This is a genomic window from Lactobacillus sp. CA30L, from assembly GCF_059900845.1.
Genome location: NZ_JBWXGB010000004.1, coordinates 26,245 through 46,914, shown reverse-complemented (window position 1 = coordinate 46,914; position 20,670 = coordinate 26,245). Strand labels below are relative to the sequence as shown.

At 44.5% G+C, this 20,670-nt stretch carries 15 protein-coding genes and 1 pseudogene; 8 read left to right on the top strand and 8 right to left on the bottom strand.

Annotated features, from left to right (window positions below):
* Window positions 1–12: 12 nt before the first annotated feature.
* Entirely contained in the window at window positions 13–1,287 is a 1,275-nt protein-coding gene (gene ulaA, locus AC2JF8_RS05565) for a PTS ascorbate transporter subunit IIC (RefSeq protein WP_500761857.1), read from the top strand.
* A 20-nt stretch (window positions 1,288–1,307) separates the two neighbouring features.
* Complete coding sequence (gene tkt / locus AC2JF8_RS05560) at window positions 1,308–3,287, top strand: transketolase (protein ID WP_500761855.1); 1,980 nt, start codon at window positions 1,308–1,310, stop codon at window positions 3,285–3,287.
* A gap of 227 nt (window positions 3,288–3,514) precedes the next feature.
* Here the strand turns inward: tkt and AC2JF8_RS05555 are convergent.
* A pseudogene (locus AC2JF8_RS05555) lies at window positions 3,515–3,610 on the bottom strand (IS3 family transposase); the annotation flags it as partial.
* Between the two features lie 345 nt (window positions 3,611–3,955).
* Between AC2JF8_RS05555 and AC2JF8_RS05550 the strand changes: the two are divergent.
* The 4 genes from AC2JF8_RS05550 to AC2JF8_RS05535 all read left to right on the top strand — a co-directional run bounded on the left by AC2JF8_RS05550 (window position 3,956) and on the right by AC2JF8_RS05535 (window position 9,510).
* The gene (locus AC2JF8_RS05550) at window positions 3,956–5,764 is read left to right on the top strand and encodes a PTS mannitol transporter subunit IIBC (protein WP_500761853.1); all 1,809 of its coding nucleotides are present in this window, start codon (window positions 3,956–3,958) and stop codon (window positions 5,762–5,764) included.
* A gap of 14 nt (window positions 5,765–5,778) precedes the next feature.
* Complete coding sequence (locus AC2JF8_RS05545) at window positions 5,779–6,222, top strand: PTS mannitol transporter subunit IIA (RefSeq protein WP_500761851.1); 444 nt, start codon at window positions 5,779–5,781, stop codon at window positions 6,220–6,222.
* Window positions 6,222–7,370 (top strand): mannitol-1-phosphate 5-dehydrogenase, encoded by a 1,149-nt coding sequence (locus AC2JF8_RS05540; protein WP_500761849.1) that lies wholly within the window; start codon window positions 6,222–6,224, stop codon window positions 7,368–7,370. Before AC2JF8_RS05545 ends, AC2JF8_RS05540 begins: the two co-directional genes overlap by 1 nt.
* An 88-nt stretch (window positions 7,371–7,458) precedes the next feature.
* The gene (locus AC2JF8_RS05535; protein WP_500761847.1) at window positions 7,459–9,510 is read left to right on the top strand and encodes a BglG family transcription antiterminator; all 2,052 of its coding nucleotides are present in this window, start codon (window positions 7,459–7,461) and stop codon (window positions 9,508–9,510) included.
* Between the two features lie 77 nt (window positions 9,511–9,587).
* On the opposite strand, the gene AC2JF8_RS05530 is transcribed toward AC2JF8_RS05535, so the two are convergent.
* The 4 genes from AC2JF8_RS05530 to AC2JF8_RS05515 form a co-directional block, all read right to left on the bottom strand.
* A complete protein-coding gene (locus tag AC2JF8_RS05530) occupies window positions 9,588–10,391 on the bottom strand; it encodes an ABC transporter ATP-binding protein (RefSeq protein ID WP_500761845.1) in 804 nt (267 codons plus the stop codon).
* On the bottom strand, window positions 10,369–11,283 hold the full coding sequence (locus AC2JF8_RS05525) for an ABC transporter permease (protein WP_500762225.1): 915 nt from the start codon (window positions 11,281–11,283) through the stop codon (window positions 10,369–10,371). The genes AC2JF8_RS05530 and AC2JF8_RS05525 overlap by 23 nt, the downstream gene beginning before the upstream one ends.
* Window positions 11,284–11,311: 28 nt before the next feature.
* Window positions 11,312–12,280, bottom strand: coding sequence for an ABC transporter substrate-binding protein (locus tag AC2JF8_RS05520; protein WP_500761843.1), 969 nt, complete (start codon window positions 12,278–12,280; stop codon window positions 11,312–11,314).
* Between the two features lie 324 nt (window positions 12,281–12,604).
* Window positions 12,605–13,573: an ABC transporter substrate-binding protein gene (locus AC2JF8_RS05515; RefSeq protein ID WP_500761841.1), complete on the bottom strand. Its 969-nt coding sequence runs from the start codon at window positions 13,571–13,573 to the stop codon at window positions 12,605–12,607.
* A 511-nt stretch (window positions 13,574–14,084) separates the two neighbouring features.
* Between AC2JF8_RS05515 and rpoN the strand changes: the two genes are divergently transcribed.
* Complete coding sequence (rpoN, locus tag AC2JF8_RS05510) at window positions 14,085–15,371, top strand: RNA polymerase factor sigma-54 (protein WP_500761839.1); 1,287 nt, start codon at window positions 14,085–14,087, stop codon at window positions 15,369–15,371.
* A 197-nt stretch (window positions 15,372–15,568) separates the two neighbouring features.
* Here the strand turns inward: rpoN and AC2JF8_RS05505 are convergent, their stop codons facing one another.
* Window positions 15,569–16,510, bottom strand: a complete 942-nt coding sequence (locus tag AC2JF8_RS05505; RefSeq protein WP_500761837.1) for an aldo/keto reductase — start codon at window positions 16,508–16,510, stop codon at window positions 15,569–15,571.
* A gap of 208 nt (window positions 16,511–16,718) precedes the next feature.
* Here AC2JF8_RS05505 and AC2JF8_RS05500 point away from each other — a divergent pair, with 208 nt between their 5' ends.
* The gene (locus tag AC2JF8_RS05500) at window positions 16,719–17,636 is read left to right on the top strand and encodes an L-lactate dehydrogenase (RefSeq protein WP_500761835.1); all 918 of its coding nucleotides are present in this window, start codon (window positions 16,719–16,721) and stop codon (window positions 17,634–17,636) included.
* A 243-nt stretch (window positions 17,637–17,879) separates the two neighbouring features.
* Here the strand turns inward: AC2JF8_RS05500 and AC2JF8_RS05495 are convergent, their stop codons facing one another.
* Both AC2JF8_RS05495 and AC2JF8_RS05490 read right to left on the bottom strand, forming a co-directional pair.
* On the bottom strand, window positions 17,880–19,292 hold the full coding sequence (locus tag AC2JF8_RS05495; RefSeq protein ID WP_500761833.1) for a DHA2 family efflux MFS transporter permease subunit: 1,413 nt from the start codon (window positions 19,290–19,292) through the stop codon (window positions 17,880–17,882).
* A 401-nt stretch (window positions 19,293–19,693) separates the two neighbouring features.
* Window positions 19,694–20,608: a proline-specific peptidase family protein gene (locus AC2JF8_RS05490; RefSeq protein ID WP_500761831.1), complete on the bottom strand. Its 915-nt coding sequence runs from the start codon at window positions 20,606–20,608 to the stop codon at window positions 19,694–19,696.
* Between the last annotated feature and the right edge of the window lie 62 nt (window positions 20,609–20,670).

Genomic DNA, 20,670 nt, shown 5'->3' with positions numbered 1-20,670 from the left:
GTGTAATGAATAATGAATGGAATTCTATCTTTAATCGTTGATTTATTAAGTACAGCTTCAATTATGATAGGATTAATCTCTTTTGTTGGTTTAGTTCTCCAAAAGGAAAGTCCTACCAAAGTAATTAATGGAACCTTGAAAACTATTGTTGGATTCTTAGTATTTAGTATTGGGAGCGCTGCAGCAACTGTAGCTTTGAATGATTTTCAAGCTTTGTTTGCCAAAGGCTTTCACTTACAAGGTGTTCTGCCTTTGGCTGAAGCAGTAACTGCTCTTGCTCAACAAAGATTTGGCACTGTAGTGGCTTTAGTTATGACCTTAGGATTTGTTGTTAATTTAATTGTGGCTCGGCTTACTCCAATGAAATTCATTTTCTTAACTGGACAACACAATTTATATTTATCAGCGCTTTCGACTATTATGCTGAAATCGGTTGGCTTGAACAACACTGCTATTATCATCATCGGTGGTATTATCGTTGGATTTATGTCAGCGGCCATGCCAGCAATTGCTCAACCAGGAATGCGTAAGGTGACAGGTGGGGACGATATTGCTTTAGCTCATTATGTTTCAATTGGATATGCCCTTTCTAGTTGGGTTGGCGGTAAAGTTGGCAATCCCAAAGATAGTACTGAGAAGCTGAAGTTACCAGGCTGGCTTAGCATCTTTAAAGATTATGTCATTGGCGTTTCAATTACGATGGTTATCTTTTATTACATTGCTGCTTTGTTTGCTGGCAAAGCACAAGTTGAACAGCTTTCAAAGGGAGTTAACTGGTTAATTTATCCCTTACTACAAGGCTTACAATTTTCAGCTGCCTTATACGTTATCATTACCGGCGTTCGTCTATTATTAGGTGAAATTGTGGGTGCGTTTGTGGGAATTTCAGAGAAATTAATTCCCAATGCTAAACCCGCTCTCGATGTTCCAGTTGTCTTTCCTTATGCACCGACGGCAACAGTAATTGGTTTTGTTTCGGCATATTTAGCTGGATTGGTAATGATGTTTGTCTTCGCATTCTTCAAAATGCCTGTAATTATTCCAGTCGCTGTTCCATATTTCTTTATTGGGGCAACTGCCGGAGTATTCGGTAATGCAACTGGCGGATGGAAAGGTTGTATTGTTGGTTCGTTTATTGTCGGCATTTTAATTGCTGTCGGTCCATCGTTGGTTTATCCGGTTCTTTCGTCAATTGGATTGACAGGAACGGCTTTTCCAGAAACAGATTTCAATGCAGTTGCCTTAATCATTAAGTTTATTGGTCAGTTAATTCATAGCATTTTATAGTAACAAAGGAGCTATTGATAATGGAACAAAAATTAGATCAATTATCAGTCAATACAATTAGAAATTTAACACTTGATGCAGTTCAAACTGCTCATCACGGACATTTAGGTATGCCTTTAGGGGCAGCCCCGATGGGATACATTTTATGGCGTTATTATTTATCAGTTAATCCTGATGATCCGACATGGTTTGATCGGGATCGGTTTGTTTTAAGTGCAGGTCATGGTTCCATGCTTCTGTATGCCTTATTACATCTAAGCGGCTTTCCTTTAACTATTGAAGATATCAAACAATTTCGGCAGTTAAATAGTATTACTCCTGGACATCCTGAATATAAGAAAACAGTTGGTGTTGATGCTAGTACGGGTCCTTTAGGACAGGGATTTGCAATGGGTGTTGGCATGGCAATGGCAGAAGCACATTTGGCTGATCGTTTTAATAAACCACAATTTCCAATTGTTAATCACTATACTTACGTAATTTCTGGAGATGGTGATTTCGAGGAAGGGGTTTGCCAAGAAGCTGCTTCAATTGCTGGTAATTTAGGATTAAATAAATTAATTGTATTATGGGATGCAAATCAAGTTACGTCTGATGCAGAATTATCTGCCTCTAATACTGAAGATGAGTTGCAGAAATTTAAAGCGATGGGTTGGAATACAATAGAAGTACATGATGGCAACTGTTTTAGTGAAATCAAAGCTGCAATTGCTCAAGCCAAACGGTGTTCAGATCGACCAACCTTAATCAAAGTTAATACTATCATTGGCTATGGTTCACATTTAGCAGGTACTAGTGCAATTCATAGCGATCCTGTTTCTGATGAAGAAGCACAGTACATGAAAAAGCAATTTGGTTTTTCTAATCAAGAGCCTTTCTATGTGCCAGAAGATGTTGCAAAATGGTTTGATGATGTCGGAGATAGAGGTTTTGAAGCCGAAAAGAATTGGTTAAATTTATTTAAAAAATATCAACACAGATTCCCTGAATTGGCAAAGCAATTGAGCAATATTATTAAAAATGAACTGCCTCAACCCGATTTTGGATCGCTAAAGATTGAAGGGAAAATGGCAACTAGAGCTGCTTCAGGGCAAATTTTAAATGCAATTTATCCCCAAGTACCAGTTTTAGTTGGTGGAAGTGGTGACTTAGGTACTTCTAACAAGACCACGATTAACGATAAATTCTTTATGTCCAAGCATCGCTATTGTGGGCCAAATATTTATTTTGGGATTAGAGAATTTGGAATGGCAGCAATTGCTAATGGAATCACTTTACATGGTGGATTACGAGGATATACCGGAACTTTCTTAGTCTTTTCTGATTATATGAGGAATGCAATTCGCCAAGCCGCAATTATGGAAATTCCAACTATTTTTGTCTTTACGCATGATAGTTTATATGTTGGTCAAGATGGTCCAACTCATCAGCCAATTGAACAGTTGATGTCTTTAAGAGCGATGCCAAATATCAATGTATTTAGAGCAGCGGATAATGAAGAAGTAAAAGCGGCTTGGCAATTGGCTTTAGACGCTACTGATACACCAACTGCGATAATTTTAAATCGTCAAGCAGTGCCACAATTAGCTGGTAGTGATCGACTTCAAGCCCAAAAAGGCGCATATATTATTTCAGAAGCAGTAAATAATAAACCAACAGGGATTATTATTGCGACTGGTTCGGAAGTAGCCCTTGCGATCAAAACGCAAGAAATTTTGGCACAAAAGCAAATTTTTGTCCGAGTTGTATCAATGCCTTCCTGGGAACTGTTTGCTCGACAATCTGATGAATACCAAGCTAAAATTTTACCACCTGAGATTGATTGTCGAATGTCTATTGAACTTGGATCAACACTTGGTTGGCAAAAATACGTTGGACGTAATGGAGTAACAATGGGTTATGATCACTTTGGTGAATCTGCACCTGCAATTGATATAATTAAAATGATTGACTTTAACGCGGAACATGCAGCTAAATTGTACTTTTCAGCTTTTGGATAAGTATTAAAGGATAATTATTATTAGTCGTAAAAATCATGTTAATGTGTAAAAATACGAAGTGTTGTATTAATAAAAATCTTATGTAATATTTTAAAATAACTATAAGGAAATTGTTTAAATTTTAACTGTACTAGTGTAAACATCAATAAAGCAGAAAACAGATAGGAGTATAACAGAACCTAACTGTACCCTAAAATTAGGACAATTTAATAAATTTTAGCTGAGGACTAGCTTCGATATTCAATCGGGGTTAGTCCTTTTAGTTTGCTTTTGATTCTTTGATTGTTGTGGTAGTCAATGTACTTTCTGATTGCTTCCTTTAAAAGAGAGGTCACAAGCAAAATCCTAAATAAATCTGAAGAGTAGTGTAAAAAGATCATTTGTACAGAGGGCTTAGGGCCTCTTTTATTGTGCACAAAAATTCTACTAGTAGAGGTCTATAGAAGTTAGACTAAGATATCTGTCAATAAAAATTAGTATAAAGCTATATTAATTAAAGCCACAAGGTTAAATCAAGCTGACCTTGTGACTTGTTTTATGCTAACAAAATTTCACAAATTAATTTTGGCAGAGGATTGTCTGCCAAAAAGGCCACTAGATTTTCTTGTAAGCGTATACGAAATTGCCTAAAATGAAAATACGGATGAGTAAAAGAGAAGGAGAATACGATGTCACAAAATAGTAGGGCTGTTGGACAAACGCCCACAAAGAAAAAAAGTTCGGTGAAGACTAAGGTTCAGCGCTTTGGTACAGCCCTTTCCGGTATGATTATGCCGAACATTTCGGCAATTATTGCGTGGGGGCTGGTAACTGCACTGTTCTTGGTACCCGGTGGTTGGTTTCCCAACGCACATATTGCTAAATTGATTAACCCAATGCTGCACTACCTATTGCCACTGCTGATTGGGTATGTTGGTGGCCGCATGGTTTACAATGAACGCGGCGCCGTGGTTGGTGCAATTGCTACAATCGGCGTGATTGTTGGGGCCGATGTGCCAATGTTTCTTGGAGCAATGATTATGGGTCCACTTGGCGGTTGGTGCATCAAGCAGTTTGACCGCTTGTTTGAAAATAAGATCAGAACTGGCTTTGAGATGATTTACCAAAACTTCTCTGCCGGAATAATTGCCATGATTTTGGCGATTATTGGACAGTTTATCGTTAACCCCCTGGTTGTTGGGGGCAGCAATATTGCAGCCCAAGGCGTATCATGGATTATTTCAGCGCACTTGTTGCCACTGGCCAACATTTTCATTGAGCCCGCAAAGGTGTTATTTTTAAACAATGCTGTTGGTAATGGTATTCTTGTACCACTTGGTATCCAACAAGCTGGCCAAGCTGGCAAATCTATCCTATTCCTGCTTGAATCTAATCCTGGTCCAGGTCTGGGAATCTTGCTTGCCTTTTGTCTCTACGGGAAAGGTAGTTCCAAGTCATCAGCACCCGGTGCAGCAATTATTCACTTTTTGGGTGGTATTCATGAGATTTACTTCCCATATATTTTAATGAAGCCCCTTCTAATTGTACCTGCTATTTTAGCTGGTATTGCTGGAACGTTTACCTTTCAGTTACTTGGTGCAGGATTAAAAGCTGCCGCATCTCCCGGATCGATTATTGCAGTTCTGCTGATGACACCGAAGGGTAGCTATATTGCTAACTTAGCTGGTATTTTAGTTGCTACAGTTGTATCATTTGTTCTTTCCGCAATTATTTTGAAGCGTGACAAGTCCTTAGCTGGGGATTTAGAAGCCAAACAAGCCGAAATGCAGCAAATGAAAGACGAGTCTAAGGGAATTGTCAACGATAATTCAACTTTAACTGTATCGCCTTCAAACAATATTCAAAAAATCATTTTTGCATGTGACGCCGGGATGGGTTCATCAGCAATGGGTGCCTCATTATTGCGTGACAAGCTAAAAAAGGAAGGTATTACTGATATTCCAGTTACCAATGTGGCTGTACGTGATTTAAAGCCAGAACCAAACTTGCTAGTGGTTACCCAGAAAGAATTAACCGATCGTGCGATCGAGAAGACTCCCGATGCAGTCCATGTTTCTGTAGGCAACTTTATGAGCAGTCCACGTTATGACGAAATTGCGCAAATGCTAAAGCATGGTCCTTCAAAAGAAGATTCTAACGGGGATTCAGAAAAGCCTGCTAGCGGCAGTTCGGCCCTATTAAGCAACATTGATTTTGACAGAATAAATAAAGTTAGTTTTGTAAGTGGTCCCGAAACTGTTGGATCAACGACGATGGCTGTCAGTTTATTTAATGATGAGCTTAGGACATCGGAAAAGGAAATTGTTGCCAAACGAGTATCTTTGACTACTGTCAAGGATGCGCCGGACCAGTTGTTTATCACGACTAGATCGTTAGAAAAGCAACTAAGAGGGCACGTTTCACAGGGCCAAGTTATCGCAGTTGATAATTTGTTGCAGAACGAAGACTTACAGAAATTAATACTTTATTTGAAATAGTGGCGAGGCAAAAAATGGAACTTCATAAAGAAATGATTAAGCTAAAGCAGCATTTTGCTTCTAAAGAAGATGCAATTAAAGCGGCTGGGCAACTGCTGGTTGACAATGGCTGTGTCGATCCCAGTTATATTGACTCGATGCTTGCGCGTAACAAAGATTTATCAACATATATTGGTAATTTCATTGCAATCCCGCACGGTACTGACGAAGGGAAAAAATATATCAAAAAGACCGGTATCTCTCTCATTCAAATTCCAGAAGGAGTTGAATTTGGAGAGAACAAAGATGACCACAAGTTGGTAACCATTGTTTTTGGTATTGCCGGCGTGAACAATGAGCACTTGGATCTTCTGTCGCAAATTGCGCTATTCTGCACAAAAATCGAAAATGTTGCCAAGCTAGCTGATGCGCAGTCTGAACAAGAAGTAATTGATTTTTTGAAAGAGGTAGAAGAATAGTGAAAGCAGTACATTTTGGAGCAGGCAATATTGGACGTGGCTTTATTGGTGAAACACTGGCTGCCAATAACTTTACAATAACTTTTGTTGATGTGAATGAAACAATTATCGATGAGCTAAACAAGCGTCAAGAATATACGATTGAACTAGCGGCTGAAGGTCAGAAGAAGATTAACGTCAAAAACGTGCGCGGAATTAACAACGGTAAAAATCCTGAACAGGTTGTCGATGCAATTGTGGAGACGGACATCATCACAACTGCGATTGGTCCGAAAATTTTGCAGTTTATTGCACCACTGATTGCCCAGGGAATTAGTGCCCGGAAAAGTCAGGGCAATGAGCAAAAGATTGATGTGATTGCCTGTGAAAACATGATTGGGGGCTCGCAGCTGCTAAAAGAAGAGGTCTACAAGCATTTAGAGGACACGGATAAGGCCTTTGCTGATGAATATGTTGGCTTTCCTAATGCGGCGGTTGACCGAATCGTTCCACTGCAAAAGCATGATGATCCATTGATGGTTTCAGTTGAGCCGTTTAAAGAATGGATCGTTGATGAATCGCAGATGGCCAATCCAACGCTGAAACTTGAAGGTGTTGATTATGCATCAGATTTAGAGCCCTACATTGAGCGTAAATTATTCTCAGTCAATACCGGCCATGCGACCGTTGCGTACACCGGTAAGACTCTGGGCTACGACAGTATCGGGGAAGCAATCAAGGACGACCATGTGCTCAACCAATTGAAGGGTGTTCTGAAGGAAACGGGCGACTTGCTTATTGCTAAGTGGGACTTCGACCGCAATGAACATGAAAAGTACCAGCAGAAGATTATTAACCGCTTTGAGAATCCGTATATCTCAGATACGATTGCGCGTGTGGGGCGTACGCCTATTCGCAAGCTGGGATACGATGAGCGCTTTATTAGACCAATTCGTGAAGCTAAAGAACGTGGCCTAGAATATGACAAGCTTCTTGAAACTGCTGCTAAGATATACCAGTTTGACGTTCCAAGCGATGATGAGAGCGTTAAGCTGCAGCAGATGATTCAGGATAAGTTTGCAGAAGTTGTTGCGGCAACTACTAGCCTGAAAGACCAGGAGTTGATTGATGCAATTGCTGGCAAGATCTCCGCAGAGTTTAAAAAATAAAATTAGTTAATTAAAAACAGTCATTTGAAGTGGTTGAACCATAATGACTGTTTTTGCAGTTTAACCATATAAAAGGGGGGTGGTAATCATGGTTGTGTTTACAGAACGGCAAAGGAAGATTCTACTAAAGCTAATCGAACATAAAAAGGGACTTTCTCTAGTTGAGATGGAACAACAATTGGATGTTAGCCAAAGAACCCTATACCGTGAGTTTGCTGATTTGCGACTTTACCTTGAGCAACAAGGCGTGATTTTAATTAACAACAAGGGCACGTACCAAATAGAAGGCAGTCAAAGTGCTCTAAACAAGGTTAAAAACAACCTGATCAATCAAAAGAAATCGTTTCACCTGTCAGTATCTTCACGGCAGAATGCAATTGTTGCCATGCTGTTATTGAGTTGCACGGAAATGAAGATCAACGACCTGGCACTAAACTTGGAAGTAAGCCAAGGCACAGTTCAGCGTGATTTGAACATTGTTTCACAGTCTTTAACGGCGTATGGGTTACACTTGCACCGTAAGAAGGGCGTGGGAATTATTGTCAGCGGACCAGAAGACGTTCGCCGCTACCTTTTTTGCAGGGTGGTTTTGAACGAGATTAATGAATACCAATTTGCGCTTTATTTACAGGGTAAGAAGAAAAATGTCGATAATTTTTTTGCTCTCCTCATTCCAACTGATCTTCTGTTCAAGAGTTACCAGGCTTTGGTCAGTTCTGTTTTGCCTGAAATCAAAGGGGTTTATGACCGTCAGACTATCTCACTAACGCTTATGTTCGCATTATCAATTTACCGCTTTTTAAAAGGCTGTGAGCTGCCTAAAATGACTAATAAGAAAATTGACATTAAGTATTTAGGGCTTGCTTATAAGTTCTTATCCAAATTGAATTATCATGATAGTGATCAGGGATTGCCCAAGGAAGAGGTGAACTTCTTAGCGGTTCAACTGCAAAATAACGATCACCAGGTTTTGTTTAAGAACTTGGATGATATAGACCTATCTACTTCTGTTCAGGTCAAAGAATTTGTTTCGTTAGTATCAACGGCATACGGGTGGGATTTTACCCGCAACCCCCCTTTTTTGGAAAAAATAGGTCAGCATATTGAGAGCCTCTTGAAGAGGAAGCCGTTGCCGCTGCCTGAGGCTGACCTGGCATCTGTTAAGGCCCTGGAGCAAAAATACCAAAAGCTGACTAATATTATTGTGGAAAAATGGCGTGAAGTTTTTGCAGCAGAATATTTGAATGAGTATGAAAAGCAATTATTGCTGTTATATTTTGCCAACGAATGTGAGAACCACAAGTATTGTCAGGGGTTGAGTGCTTTGGTGATTTGTGAAAATGGGTTTTCGACATCACAGATTCTGAAAAGTCGCTTGCAGCAAGAAGTGCCTGAAATAAGTCAGATTGATACGTCCAAAATAGTAAAACTGAATCAAATAGATGTATCCCAATATGATATTGTGCTAACAACAGTTGACTTGCCTGGCTTCCCCCGGGATTACCAAGTTGTTAGTCCCTTGTTATTAAATGATGAAGTTAAAAAAATCAAGAACTATTTAAAAACTTACCAGTATAAATATGCAAATTCCAAAAAGGCTACTTATAGTGAATCTGCCATAACACAATTGATGGCTCGAAAAAAAGAAGTTGACCTATATACGCAGATAGTTGAAGAAATTGCTGTCTTTAATTTCTATAATCAAGTTGAACGACCGCTGAAAGAAATAATTGATGAAGTGATTAAATTATTGCCTCAAGAAGTAGTTGCTGATCCAATCCAGGTTGCAAAGAAGCTGCTGTCCAGAATTAATCTCTCACCAGTGGGCTTGCCCAATACGCATCTGGCATTAATCCACACAAGCAGCTCAGCTGTTTGGAAGCCTTACGTGACCGTTTGCCAATTGCACACTCCGGTTAAAATGAGTGCGATGGACCGCAAGGAAATAGAAGTCCAGCGCTTTTTGATTTTGCTGGCACCCAGAAAAAGCACGGCTGAAGAAACGCAGGCACTGGGGATGATTAGCAGCATGCTGGTGATGAGTGATGAAAGCATTAGGGTGTTTGAGAAGGGGACTACTGCACAATTAAAGGAATTCTTGGCTGCTAAATTTTTGTCAATTTTAGCGCGGGAAGGATGAGTGACAATATGTGAGTGATTTTAATTGACACAAAAAAACTCTGAAGAATTTTCTTCAGAGTTTTTGCTTGCTGACAATTATCCCAGCAGCAGCGCGTCATCCTTCAGGCCATTGCCGACGTGGCTCTGGAAGAGCTCCATTAGCTTGGGCACGGTCAGGCTCTTCTTCTCTTCACCCGCCAGGTCAATTGCTACACGCCCCTGGTGGAGCATTATCAGGCGGTTGCCGTAGCGGATGGCGTCCTCCATGTTGTGGGTGACCATGAAGGCGGTCAATTTCTGCTCGCTGATCAGCTTTTCCGTCAGCTGCATGACGGTGATGGACGTCTGGGGGTCAAGCGCGGCCGTGTGCTCATCGAGCAGGATCAGGTCGGGCCGCTGTAGCGTCGCCATTAATAGGGTGATGGCCTGGCGCTGACCACCGGAGAGCAGGCCGATTTCGGTTTCCAGGCGATTTTCGAGGTTCAGGTCAAGCTGGGCCAGCTGCTGCTTGAAGAACTTGCGGTCCTGGCGCTTGACGCCTGCGCGAAAGCCGCGGCGCTGGCCGCGCTTCATTGCCAGAGCCAGGTTTTCCTCAACCGTTAGCCGGACCGCCGTGCCCATCTTGGGGTCCTGGAACACCCGGCTGATGTTTTTGGAACGCTTGGTTACGGGCAGCCTGCTAATATCGGTGCCCTTGAGGATAATCTGTCCTTCTTGAATTGGCAGGGTGCCGGCGATGCTGTTCAGCAGGGTCGACTTGCCGGCACCGTTGCTGCCGATAATGGTGACAAAGTCGCCGGCCGCAAGGTCAAGATTAACGCCGCGCAGCACCCGATTTTCGTTGACGGTTCCGCGTTCAAAAGTTTGGTGCAGATTTTTAATCTTTAGTACTTGGGGCATTCTTGCTTCCTCCTTTTAAATTGCGTGGCAGGTGAAAATTAGGCAGCGCCAGGCAAACGACTAAAACTAGGGCCGAGGCCAGCTTGGCGTCGGACGGCTCAACGTTCATCTGGAAGACGAGGGCCAGGATTAACCGGTAGATGATTGCCCCCAGTACCAGGGTAAGGAGACGGGCACCAATAGGCAAGTTGCGGACCAAAACTTCGGCGATAATAATCGAGGCCAGGCCGATAACGATGGTGCCAACACCGGAATTCAGGTCGGCAAAGCCGTTGTTTTGCGCCAGCAGTGCCCCGGATAGGGCGATGCACCCGTTGGAAATCATATAGCCTAAAATTTTCATGTTCTGGGTCTTAATTCCGTTGGCCGCACTCATTTCGGGGTTGTCACCCGTTGCACGCATGGCCAGGCCAATTTCGGTCCGGAAAAACGCAACTAGGAGAACAATCGTGAGCAGGGCAATGATGACGCCCATGACGATGACGGCATTGTTGCGGGATAGGCCCCAATTTTGGGCACTCGTGAAGATGGTATCCTTGCCCAGAAGCGAGACGTTAGCGGCATTCTGCATCACCCGTGAAGTGATGGAATAGAGCCCCGTCATTGTGATGATCCCGGCAAGAAGCGAGGGGATGCGCAGCTTGGTATTGAGCAGACCGGTAACAAGTCCGGCAACCAAGCCGCCGCCAAAGGCGGCAATGGTCGCAATAATGGGGTTGATGCCCTTGATTAGGCACATGGTGGCAATGGCCCCGCCTAAGGGAAAGCTACCTTCGGCGGTCATATCGGCCAGGTCCAGAATCCGGAAAGTCAAGTAAACGCCGATGGCCATTAGCGACCACAATAATCCCTGTGAAGATGCGGAAAGAAATAATTCCCAAAAAGTATTCAACATATTATTAGTTTACGCTTCCTTTCTATTACTTGGGTGCCTTGATTGAATCAGGACTAATGCCTAGCGCCTTGGCCATTTCCTTATTAACGACTAATTGTAGCTGGTCGGCCTTTTCAACAGGCATTTGCTTAGGCTTAGCCTTGCCCGCTAAGATCTTGGCCGCCATTTTGCCGGTTTGCCTGCCTAATTTTTCGTAATCAATTCCCACTGTAGCGAGACCACCGGTCTTGACCTGGTCCACTGCACCCGCAACGAGCGGAATTTTCTTTTCCTTAACGATCTTGCCGATAACGGAAGCGGCGGAAGCAAAAGTATTATCGGTTGGGATGTAGATGCCCTGAACCTTGCCAACCAGTGACTCGGTTGCCTGTTGGACGTCGTTGGTTGTATTGGCTGTCTTGACCAGGGTCTTGACGCCGGCCTTCTTTAATGCAGCAATGGCCATATCCGCCTGGATCTTCGAGTTGGCTTCGCCGGCGTTGTACATCACGCCGATTGTCTTAGCCTTAGGCACAATTGACAAAAGCAGGCGAATCTGTTTGTCGATTGACACCATGTCGGTTGTGCCCGTGACGTTTCTGCCCGGCTTGGCATCTGAGTTAACTAGTTTGGCCACCTTTAAATCGGTCACTGCCGTTACCACAATTGGAATATCGGTAGTAGAGTTGGCCAGACTTTGTGCAGCCGGGGTCCCGATACCTAAAACCAGGTCAGACTTGTCATTAACTAATTTTTCACTCATGCTTTTGAGGTTGTCCTGGCTGTTTTGGGCATTTTGGTAGTCAATCTTCAGGTTCTTGCCTTCAGTATAACCACCGTCTTTGAGTCCTTCCTTGAAGCCCTTGTAGGCCTTGTCAAGGGACGGGTGCTGCACAACCTGCAAAACGCCCACGTGCTTGACGGCTGTCTTATCACCAGACTTATTGTTGCTGCAGCCGCTCAGCAGCAGCAACCCAACCAGACCAACGCCTGCAATCAATTTTTTAACGTGCATTTTTCTTCCTCCAATATTCTAGTACTACAAAAATACCCACTTATTCTAAGTGGGTACGACAAGAATTATTATTCAAAATAATTGGTTGCGGCTAACCACTTAGAAAACTATGTGGCTAACCGTAATTCAAAGGACCTTAGCCATCATAGACAGATTCAAACTTGCGTTTGTTTGAACCCACCTAGATGAATCCAAACTTTATCTAAAATAGCTAAAGTAAAAACGGTTATTCAGTTGTAAGTTCTGTTTCAAAATCATCGTAACTTACCTCCAACCTTGATGAAAAAATTATAAAATACTAAAAAATGAAAGTCAAGAAAAAGTTTACTTGGGAACCCTAATTGATTTCGGGTCGATGCCCAGCGCTTTGGCCATCTTCTTGTTGACCACTAATTTCATATCGTGTGCTTTCTCAACGGGCATCGAGCTTGGCTTGGCCTTGCCGTCTAAGATCTTAGCGGCCATCTTGCCCGTTTGCTCGCCTAGAAGTTCGTAGTCGATGCCGATTGAAGCCAGACCGCCGGTTTTGACCTGGTCAATCGATGCGGCAACGAGTGGGACCTTCTTTTCCTTGACGACCCTGCCGACAACCGAAGCGGCGGAATCAAAGGTGTTGTCCGTGGGAACGAAGATGCCATCGACCTTGGAAGCGAGTGTCTCAGTGACTTGCTGCACGTCGTTAGTGGTGTTGGCCGTCTTGATGACAACCTTGACGCCGGCCTTCTTCAGGACCGCGGTGGCCTTGTCTGCCTGGATCTTCGAGTTGGACTCGCCGGCGTTGTACATGATGCCGATGGACTTGGCCTTAGGCACGATGGACAAGAGCAGGGCAATCTGCTTTTTGATTGAAACCATGTCGGTTGTACCCGTGACGTTGGTTCCGGGGTGGGCGCTAGACTTGACCAATTTGGCCGCCTTGAGGTCGGTTACCGCGGTTACCACCGTGGGGATGTCCTGGGTGGCATTGGCCACGCTCTGTGCCGCCGGGGTGGCGATACCGAGGATGAGATCGGACTTGTCGTTGACCAGCTTCTCACTCATGCTCTTGAGGTTGTCCTGGTTATTCTGGGCGTTCTGGTAATCAATCTTGAGGTTCTTGCCCTCGACGTAGCCGCCCTCTTTTAGCCCCTTCTTGAAGCCCTTGTAAGCCTTATCCAGAGAGGGATGCTGCACGACCTGCAGCACGCCCACGTGCTTGACCTTGGCGCTGTTATCCGCACCCTTGCCGCTGCAGCCGCTGAGGAGCAGGATTCCCGCTAGGCTAATTCCTGTAACTAATTTTTTGATATGCATTTTCATGCCTCCATAAAAAAATACCCACTTACTCCTAAGTGGGTATCAATTAAGACATTTGAAAAAGATAATCGCAAGCGATCAGCCACTTAGAAGCTATGTGGCTAACCGCACTAAAAAGTTCTAGCCATCATAGATAAATTCAAACTTGTGTTGCGTTTGAATCCATCCAGATGAACCCAAACTTATCTATAGTAGCTAGGATAATAATTATTCAGTTGTAAGTTTTGCTTCAAATTCATGAGAATTTACCTCCAACCTTTATGAGGGAATTATAAAAGATAAAAGGGCGCGCGTCAAGCAGAAATTTAATTTAAATATACAAAGTAATAGCAAGTGGGTAGAAGTTCCCCTTAAAGTGACAAGCATGTTTGCGTTTTAGCCAGCAAAATAATTATGTTACTTAATTTTAAAAAGAGTACAAATGTGACTAAAAATGTGGATAAGATAGAAAGCGCTCTACTAATTGGTTATAATTAGGTAACAAATTATAGATTAAGTATTTGACTTTTTGAGCAAGGAGAAGAAGCCGATGGGACAGTCGCAGCAGTTGGTATTAAAACCGCAAGAGCAATTAGTTACCCGGCTTTTTTTGTCACCAAAATTGCAGCAGGATCTGACGGTTCTTTCCTACAGCACCTATGACTTGATTAACGCAATGAAGGACCTGAGCGAAAGCAACCCCTTCGTGTCACTGCGCGAGCCAAAGACAGAAATGCAGAACCTGGAATGGATTGGTGCGCCGGAGGGCGAGAACCTCATCGACCACCTGCTAGGACAGGTGCGGCTGAGTAAGTGGAACGGTAAGGAGAAAAAGGCGGTCAAACTGCTGATTTTCAACGTGGAACCGGACGGCTACCTGCGCGCTGACTTGGCAAAAGTTGCGGAACAGACAGAATTTTCTTTAGCTGATCTGAAACACGCACAAAAGCTGCTGCAGAGCCTTGATCCTTGCGGCGTTGGTGCTGCTGATTTGAATGAGTGTCTGCTGCTGCAGGCCCAAGCAAAAACAAATTTTGATCCGGTGGCAATGAAGATTCTGCGTGCGGGACAGCTTGAACTGCTGGCCGCTCCCCAGCAATGGGCGAAGTTCGAATTTTCTGGCAAAGAGTTGACCCAGGCCCTGGCCAGCATTCAGACGCTCGACCCGAGACCGGCCAGTGCGTATGGCGTTTCCGATAATACGCAATATCTGCTGCCCGACTTGATTTACAAGGTTGAAGACGGCAGGCTGACCGTTGAGGGCTTTCAAGGGCAAATACCAGAATTGATTTTTGATGAGCGGACCTTCACACAGTTGAAAGGCCAGTCGCAGCAAGGCAAGTATTTTTCTGAGCAGCGCCAGCACTATGTTGAAATGAAAAATGCAATTGAACAGCGCCAACGGACGATTCTGCGGCTCGGGAAATACGTTGGCCAGGTCCAGCATGACTTTTTAATGACGCTGAAAAAACAAGAACTAAAGCCGCTAGGCCTAAAAGAAGCAGGCCGGGCACTTGGACTGTCAGCCAGCACAATCAGCCGCGCAATCAAGGACAAATACATCCAGTGTCAAAATAAGGTCTTCAGTTTAAAACTGCTTTTTCCCCGCCAAGTGACAAGCGACTTGTCCCAGGCCCGGATTGAATATGACTTAGCGCGCTTAGTTAAAAGTGAGGATTCCCGGGCGCCGCTTAGTGACCAGCAGCTGGCAGAAATTTTTGCTGAACAAGGCATCAGCTTGAGCCGGCGCGTTGTTGCCAAGTACCGCAAGAAACTAAATATTCCCAACAGTTATGTCAGAAAGAAAGGTGACTAGCAGCATTAAATGTTCAGCCCGACTTAACTGCATGGGATTAAGGCCAAGCAAACAGAGTCTGGTAAAAAAATGCTCTTTGAAGTTAAATTGAAAAATTTCACAATTTAAAAAGACCGATAAATCAACGTTTTATTAACGTGATTTGTCAGCCTTTTTGGTTAGGTTAGAGTTTTTTCCAGACTCTTTTTATTGATTCATTAAGGCAGGTCATTGCCAGCGGCTAGGTAAATGTCGTACCATTCCTGGGCAGATAAATCGATATCAGCGCCCTTGGCACTGTCAAGAATATGCTCAGGGGTCATCGTGCCAATGATGACTTGAATCTTAGCCGGATGGCGCAGAATCCAGGCTGCCGCAATGGCATTCTTCGATACGCCCTTATCGTCGGCCAGTTTTTGCAAGGCAGCATTAACTTCTGGGAATTTGGGATTACCAATAAAGTTGCCCTCAATCTGTCCGTACTGGAACGGCGACCAGGCCTGAACGGTCATGTTGTGCAGCTGAGAATAGTCTAAGATCCCCCGGTCGTGGTCAATGCTGCGCTCATCAGTCATATTGGTATGAACGTTGAAGTTGATCGGACCGGTGTGCATGACGCTGAACTGCAGCTGATTGACCAAGAGTTTTTGACTAATGCCGGCCTGCAAGAGATCAACTTGCATCGGATTGAAGTTGGACACGCCAAAGTGGCGGACCTTGCCGGTTGCCTGCAATTCGTCAAAGGCTGCGCCAATTTCGGTGGGATCCATCAGGGCGTCCGGGCGATGCAAGAGCAAGCTATCAAGGTAGTCTACCTTCATTCGGGTCAGAATGCCGTCTACCGCATTAATGATGTGCTTTTTGGAAAAATCGTAGCGCGTCGTCTTGTAGTTCAGTGTAGGCTCTTCAAAGATGCCCGTTTTGGATTGAATGTAGAAATCGGCCCGCTTTAGGGAAGATTTTTGCAGGGCTTCGCCGAAAACCTCTTCGGATTTGCCGTGACCGTAAACATCAGCCGAGTCAATGTAGTTGATGCCCGCTTCGTGCGCGGTTTCAAGCGTCTTAACCGCATCACCAATCGTCAAATTGCTCATGCGCATGATGCCCAGTGCAATGGCAGATCCGGTAAAATTTGTGTTGCCAATCTTAATTTGTTTCATAATTAGTACCTCCTAGAGTTAGTATACGGCTATTTACGCCGCCTGTGGCTAAAATGGCTTGATTAAGCAAACACTACATAATAAATTAAATTTCAAAAATCAATTTAAAACTATTTTTATTTTGCTGAACATTGTTTACAATAAGGATATGAAAATTTTATAAGAGTTAGTGAATATTCTTCAATTTGAGAAGCGGGAGGGCATTATTATGAGTAATAAAATCGGTATTATTGGCGACGGTCACGTTGGCAGCACGGTAGCACACCAGCTAATCATTTCCGGACTAGTTGACGACCTGGTAATGATTGATGTCAACGATGCCAAAGTCACGGCGGACGAGCTCGACTTTCAGGATGCCATGGCCAACTTGCGCCACCACACCAATATTGTCATCAACGACTATGCGGCACTCAAGGATGCACAGATCATCGTCTCCGCGTTTGGCAATATTGCCCTGGAGGCCGGCGGCGACCGCTTTGCCGAGCTGCGCTACAATAAAGAGCGCATCGGACAAATTGCTGAGTCGATTAAGCAGAGTGGTTTTAACGGTATCCTCATCGCAATTACCAATCCGGTGGACGTTATCACCAGCATGTACCAAGAACTGACCGGACTGCCGCAAAAGCACGTGATCGGGACAGGCACGCTCCTTGATACGGCCAGGATGAAGCGGGCCGTGGGCCAGCGCCTGGGTGTTGATCCCCGTTCGGTTGAAGGGTTTAACTTGGGAGAGCACGGCAATTCCCAGTTTACAGCCTGGTCGACGGTCAAGGTTTTGCAGCGTCCGATCACTGAAGTGGCTAAGGACAAGTCCTGGAAGCTGGAGGATCTCAACGAAGAAATCAAATATGGCGGCCAGACCGTGTACAAGGGCAAGCAGTACACCAACTACGGTATTTCTGCGGCGGTGACTCGTCTGATTGAAACCGTTCAGAGCGATGCCCACACGGAGATGCCCGTGTCGAACTACCAGGAAAAATACGGGACGTACTTGTCCTACCCGGCAATTGTGGGCCGAGATGGGATTATTCAGACCGTTGAGTTGGCGCTGACCGATGAGGAGGAAGAAAAACTGCAGCACTCGGCAGCAACAATCAAGGAGAAGGCCGCAAAGGAATTTAAGTAGGCATTGCATTGTTTTAGCAAACGGCAGGGGTTGCCAAACGTGACTATTACGGCTGTTTTAGATGGTTGTCAGATCAATGATGATTGGGACACAAAAAAAGGGAATCCTACACGTGGTAGAATTTCCTTTTTATTATTTCCAGGCGGGTTAACTTGCTCATCTATTGCATAGTCAGCAAGAAATTTCGAAAATTATTGGAAATCAAAAATATGTTTCAACTTGTTGGGAGTGCAGCTTGCAAAACTACTTTTCGTCAGCAGAAGGACGTTCCGACTTTAGCGTAATAGCAATGATCAGGCCGGCAACTGCTAGGGCTAGCGTAAAGTACAGTCCGTAATGCACGCCGTTGGTGAATTGCGCCGCCTTATTCGCACCATGGTAGGCACTTTGACCGAGACTTAAGAAGCTGGTTGCCAAGGCAGTTGCTACGGCGCCAATAATCTGCTGCATGGTGTTTAGAATTGTGCTGCCGTCAGCTGATTCGGCCCCCTGCAGAGCATTTAGGGCGTGCGTCTGTACCGGTGACATCGCAAGCGGACAGCCAATCATCAAAATGATATGGGCGCCAATTACGTAGGCGATGGAAGAAGTGCTGCGTGAGAAAAGCAGCATCACAATTCCAATAACAGCAATTGCAAAACCTGCTACGGCCGGCTTTTTGGCACCAAGAGAATCATATAGGCGCCCCGCAAAGGCCGAAACGATTGCGTTGATTATTCCACCCGGCAGCATAATTATGCCAGTGAGGGCAACCGGCAGTAACAGTCCCCGCTGCAGGTATTGCGGAAGCAGGTACATGGCCGACAAAATAATGGCAAAGTCCAGCATGACGCCAATTGCACCCTGTGCAAAGGCAATCTTTTTAAAAACGTGCAGGTTGATGATGGGCTGCTCCAGGTGCAATTGCCGGTAAGCATACAGAATAAGAACAATGATGCCAACGGCTAGCAAAATTAAGACCATGGGTGAAGCCCAGCCCATATCTGAGGCAAAACTAACACCCATTACCAAACTAGCAAAGCCGACAATAGACTCTGCTAATGAAAGCACGTCGACTTTTGGTCTAGTGATTTTGCCCGTATTGGGAAGACCAAAGATTGCACAGATTAATGCAATCACCAAGAAGGGAATAAAGAACCAGAAAATCCAGTTCCAGGACAATTTACCAAGGATGATCCCGGTGACAGTTGGTCCAATTGCTGGTGCTAGCATGATAACCAGGGCACAGACGCCCATGGCTGTACCCAACTTGTATGGGGGAAAGATCAGCATGGCCACCGTGAACATTAACGGCAGGATGAGTCCTGTTCCCAGGCCCTGAATCATGCGCCCAACCAGTAGAATGGTAAAGGTGGGGGCCAGAGCCGCAATTACGGCTCCAACAATGAAGTCGAGCAAGCCGATTATCACTATCTGCCGCGTTGTAAACCACTTGGTCAGCAGACTTGAAAAGGGCAAGATAACGCCGATTACCAGCATATAGCCGGTAACCAGCCACTGCACGGCCCCCGAATTAATATTAAATGCTTTCATCAATTGGGGCAGGGCAATATTCAATGAGGTTTCCGACAACATGCCCACAAAGGCCCCGATCATCATGCTCATCATTGCAAGCCACGGCCGCTTGACCTGGACCCGTGCTTGATTATTTTTCATAAAAAACTCCTCTCACTTTTGGTGCTCTTAAGAGCAACTCGGTTATCATAGCAAAAAGAAAAAATTTTCGTAAGTTTTTTAAAAAAGAAAATCGAAAATTGCAATTTTAAGTTGAACACCCTACTTGGTCTGATAGATGTAATCTAATCTTCTTTCATATAATTCTTCAGGCGTGTGGTAGGATAAGATCTTTCGGAATAAGTTATTGCTAGTTTTCTCTTGGTTTAATTGCCATTAACGTAATAGTAACACCTTGACTACTAGTAACAACGTTATCTATGCTGTTGTAGTATAGTGATTTTATACTAGTGCCATTGTCAACTAGTTAGCAATTTGGGGACTACATCTGATAAATTGGGCGCGACAAAAAAGCACGGCTATGGTTAAAGCCGCGCTTAATTTCATTTGCCCCTAAAGCTGCCGTCCTCAACCTGGCGGATGAAGTCAGCTAGGTGCTTGTAGTAGACGTTCGGGTTGTCGACCATGTGGTGGTGGCCGCCGTCCGGTGTGGTTACCAGGCGGGCGTTAGGAATCTTTTTTTGCATGATTTTGGCTGTCGCAATTGGCATTGTCTCGCTTTCCCCAAAGGTGATCAGGGTGGGCACCTTAATGTTTTGAAGCTGGTCCCTGAAGTGCCATTCCTTTAGCTTGCCCGTAATGACAAACTCATTGTCGCCTTGAAAGGTATGGTAGACGTCACTACCGCCAATGTCTTTGAGATGGTAGAGTTTTGAGGGCTGTTTGCGGTCGACAAAATTAATGTTTAAGATGTTGACGTCCTCTTGGTAGCGCTCATTGTCATAATCGTTTTTGTGCTCGCATTTATGCATAAATGCGATCTCAGATTGTGGCAGGATTTCCTGGCGCCGTCGGTTGACCGCGTCTACGTACTCGTCAATTTCGTCGACCATCGACGAGATAATCGCGCCTTTGAGGTGATGGCCATACTTGACGGCGTATTCTTGAACGAGTAGTCCACCCCAGCTTTGTCCAATCAGGTAAAAGTGGTCAAGGCCGAGCTTGGCGCGTACTTCATCGACTTCGTCTAGGAAGTATTCGTAGGTGAGGTATTTTTGAGCAATCTGGGGGTCAGAATAATCCGGTTGGTCGGAATAAAGCGACCCCAGCTGGTCGTACATCGTTACCTGGACGTTGAGGCCCTGCTTTTTGAGCTGATCAGCGGTGTCCTCCCAGTATTCGTGGTTGCCGCCGGGCCCGCCGTGTAGGGCGAGCAGGTGGATGTCGCCGTGGCCCTGCGTGTTGGTCCACAGGTGGTAGCCGTTATCTAGAGTGATAATCTTGGTGCCAGTTTTCATAGTAATCTCCTTTATTTATGTTTACACTTATTTTAGCTCACATATAATTGAAAAGAAAATCG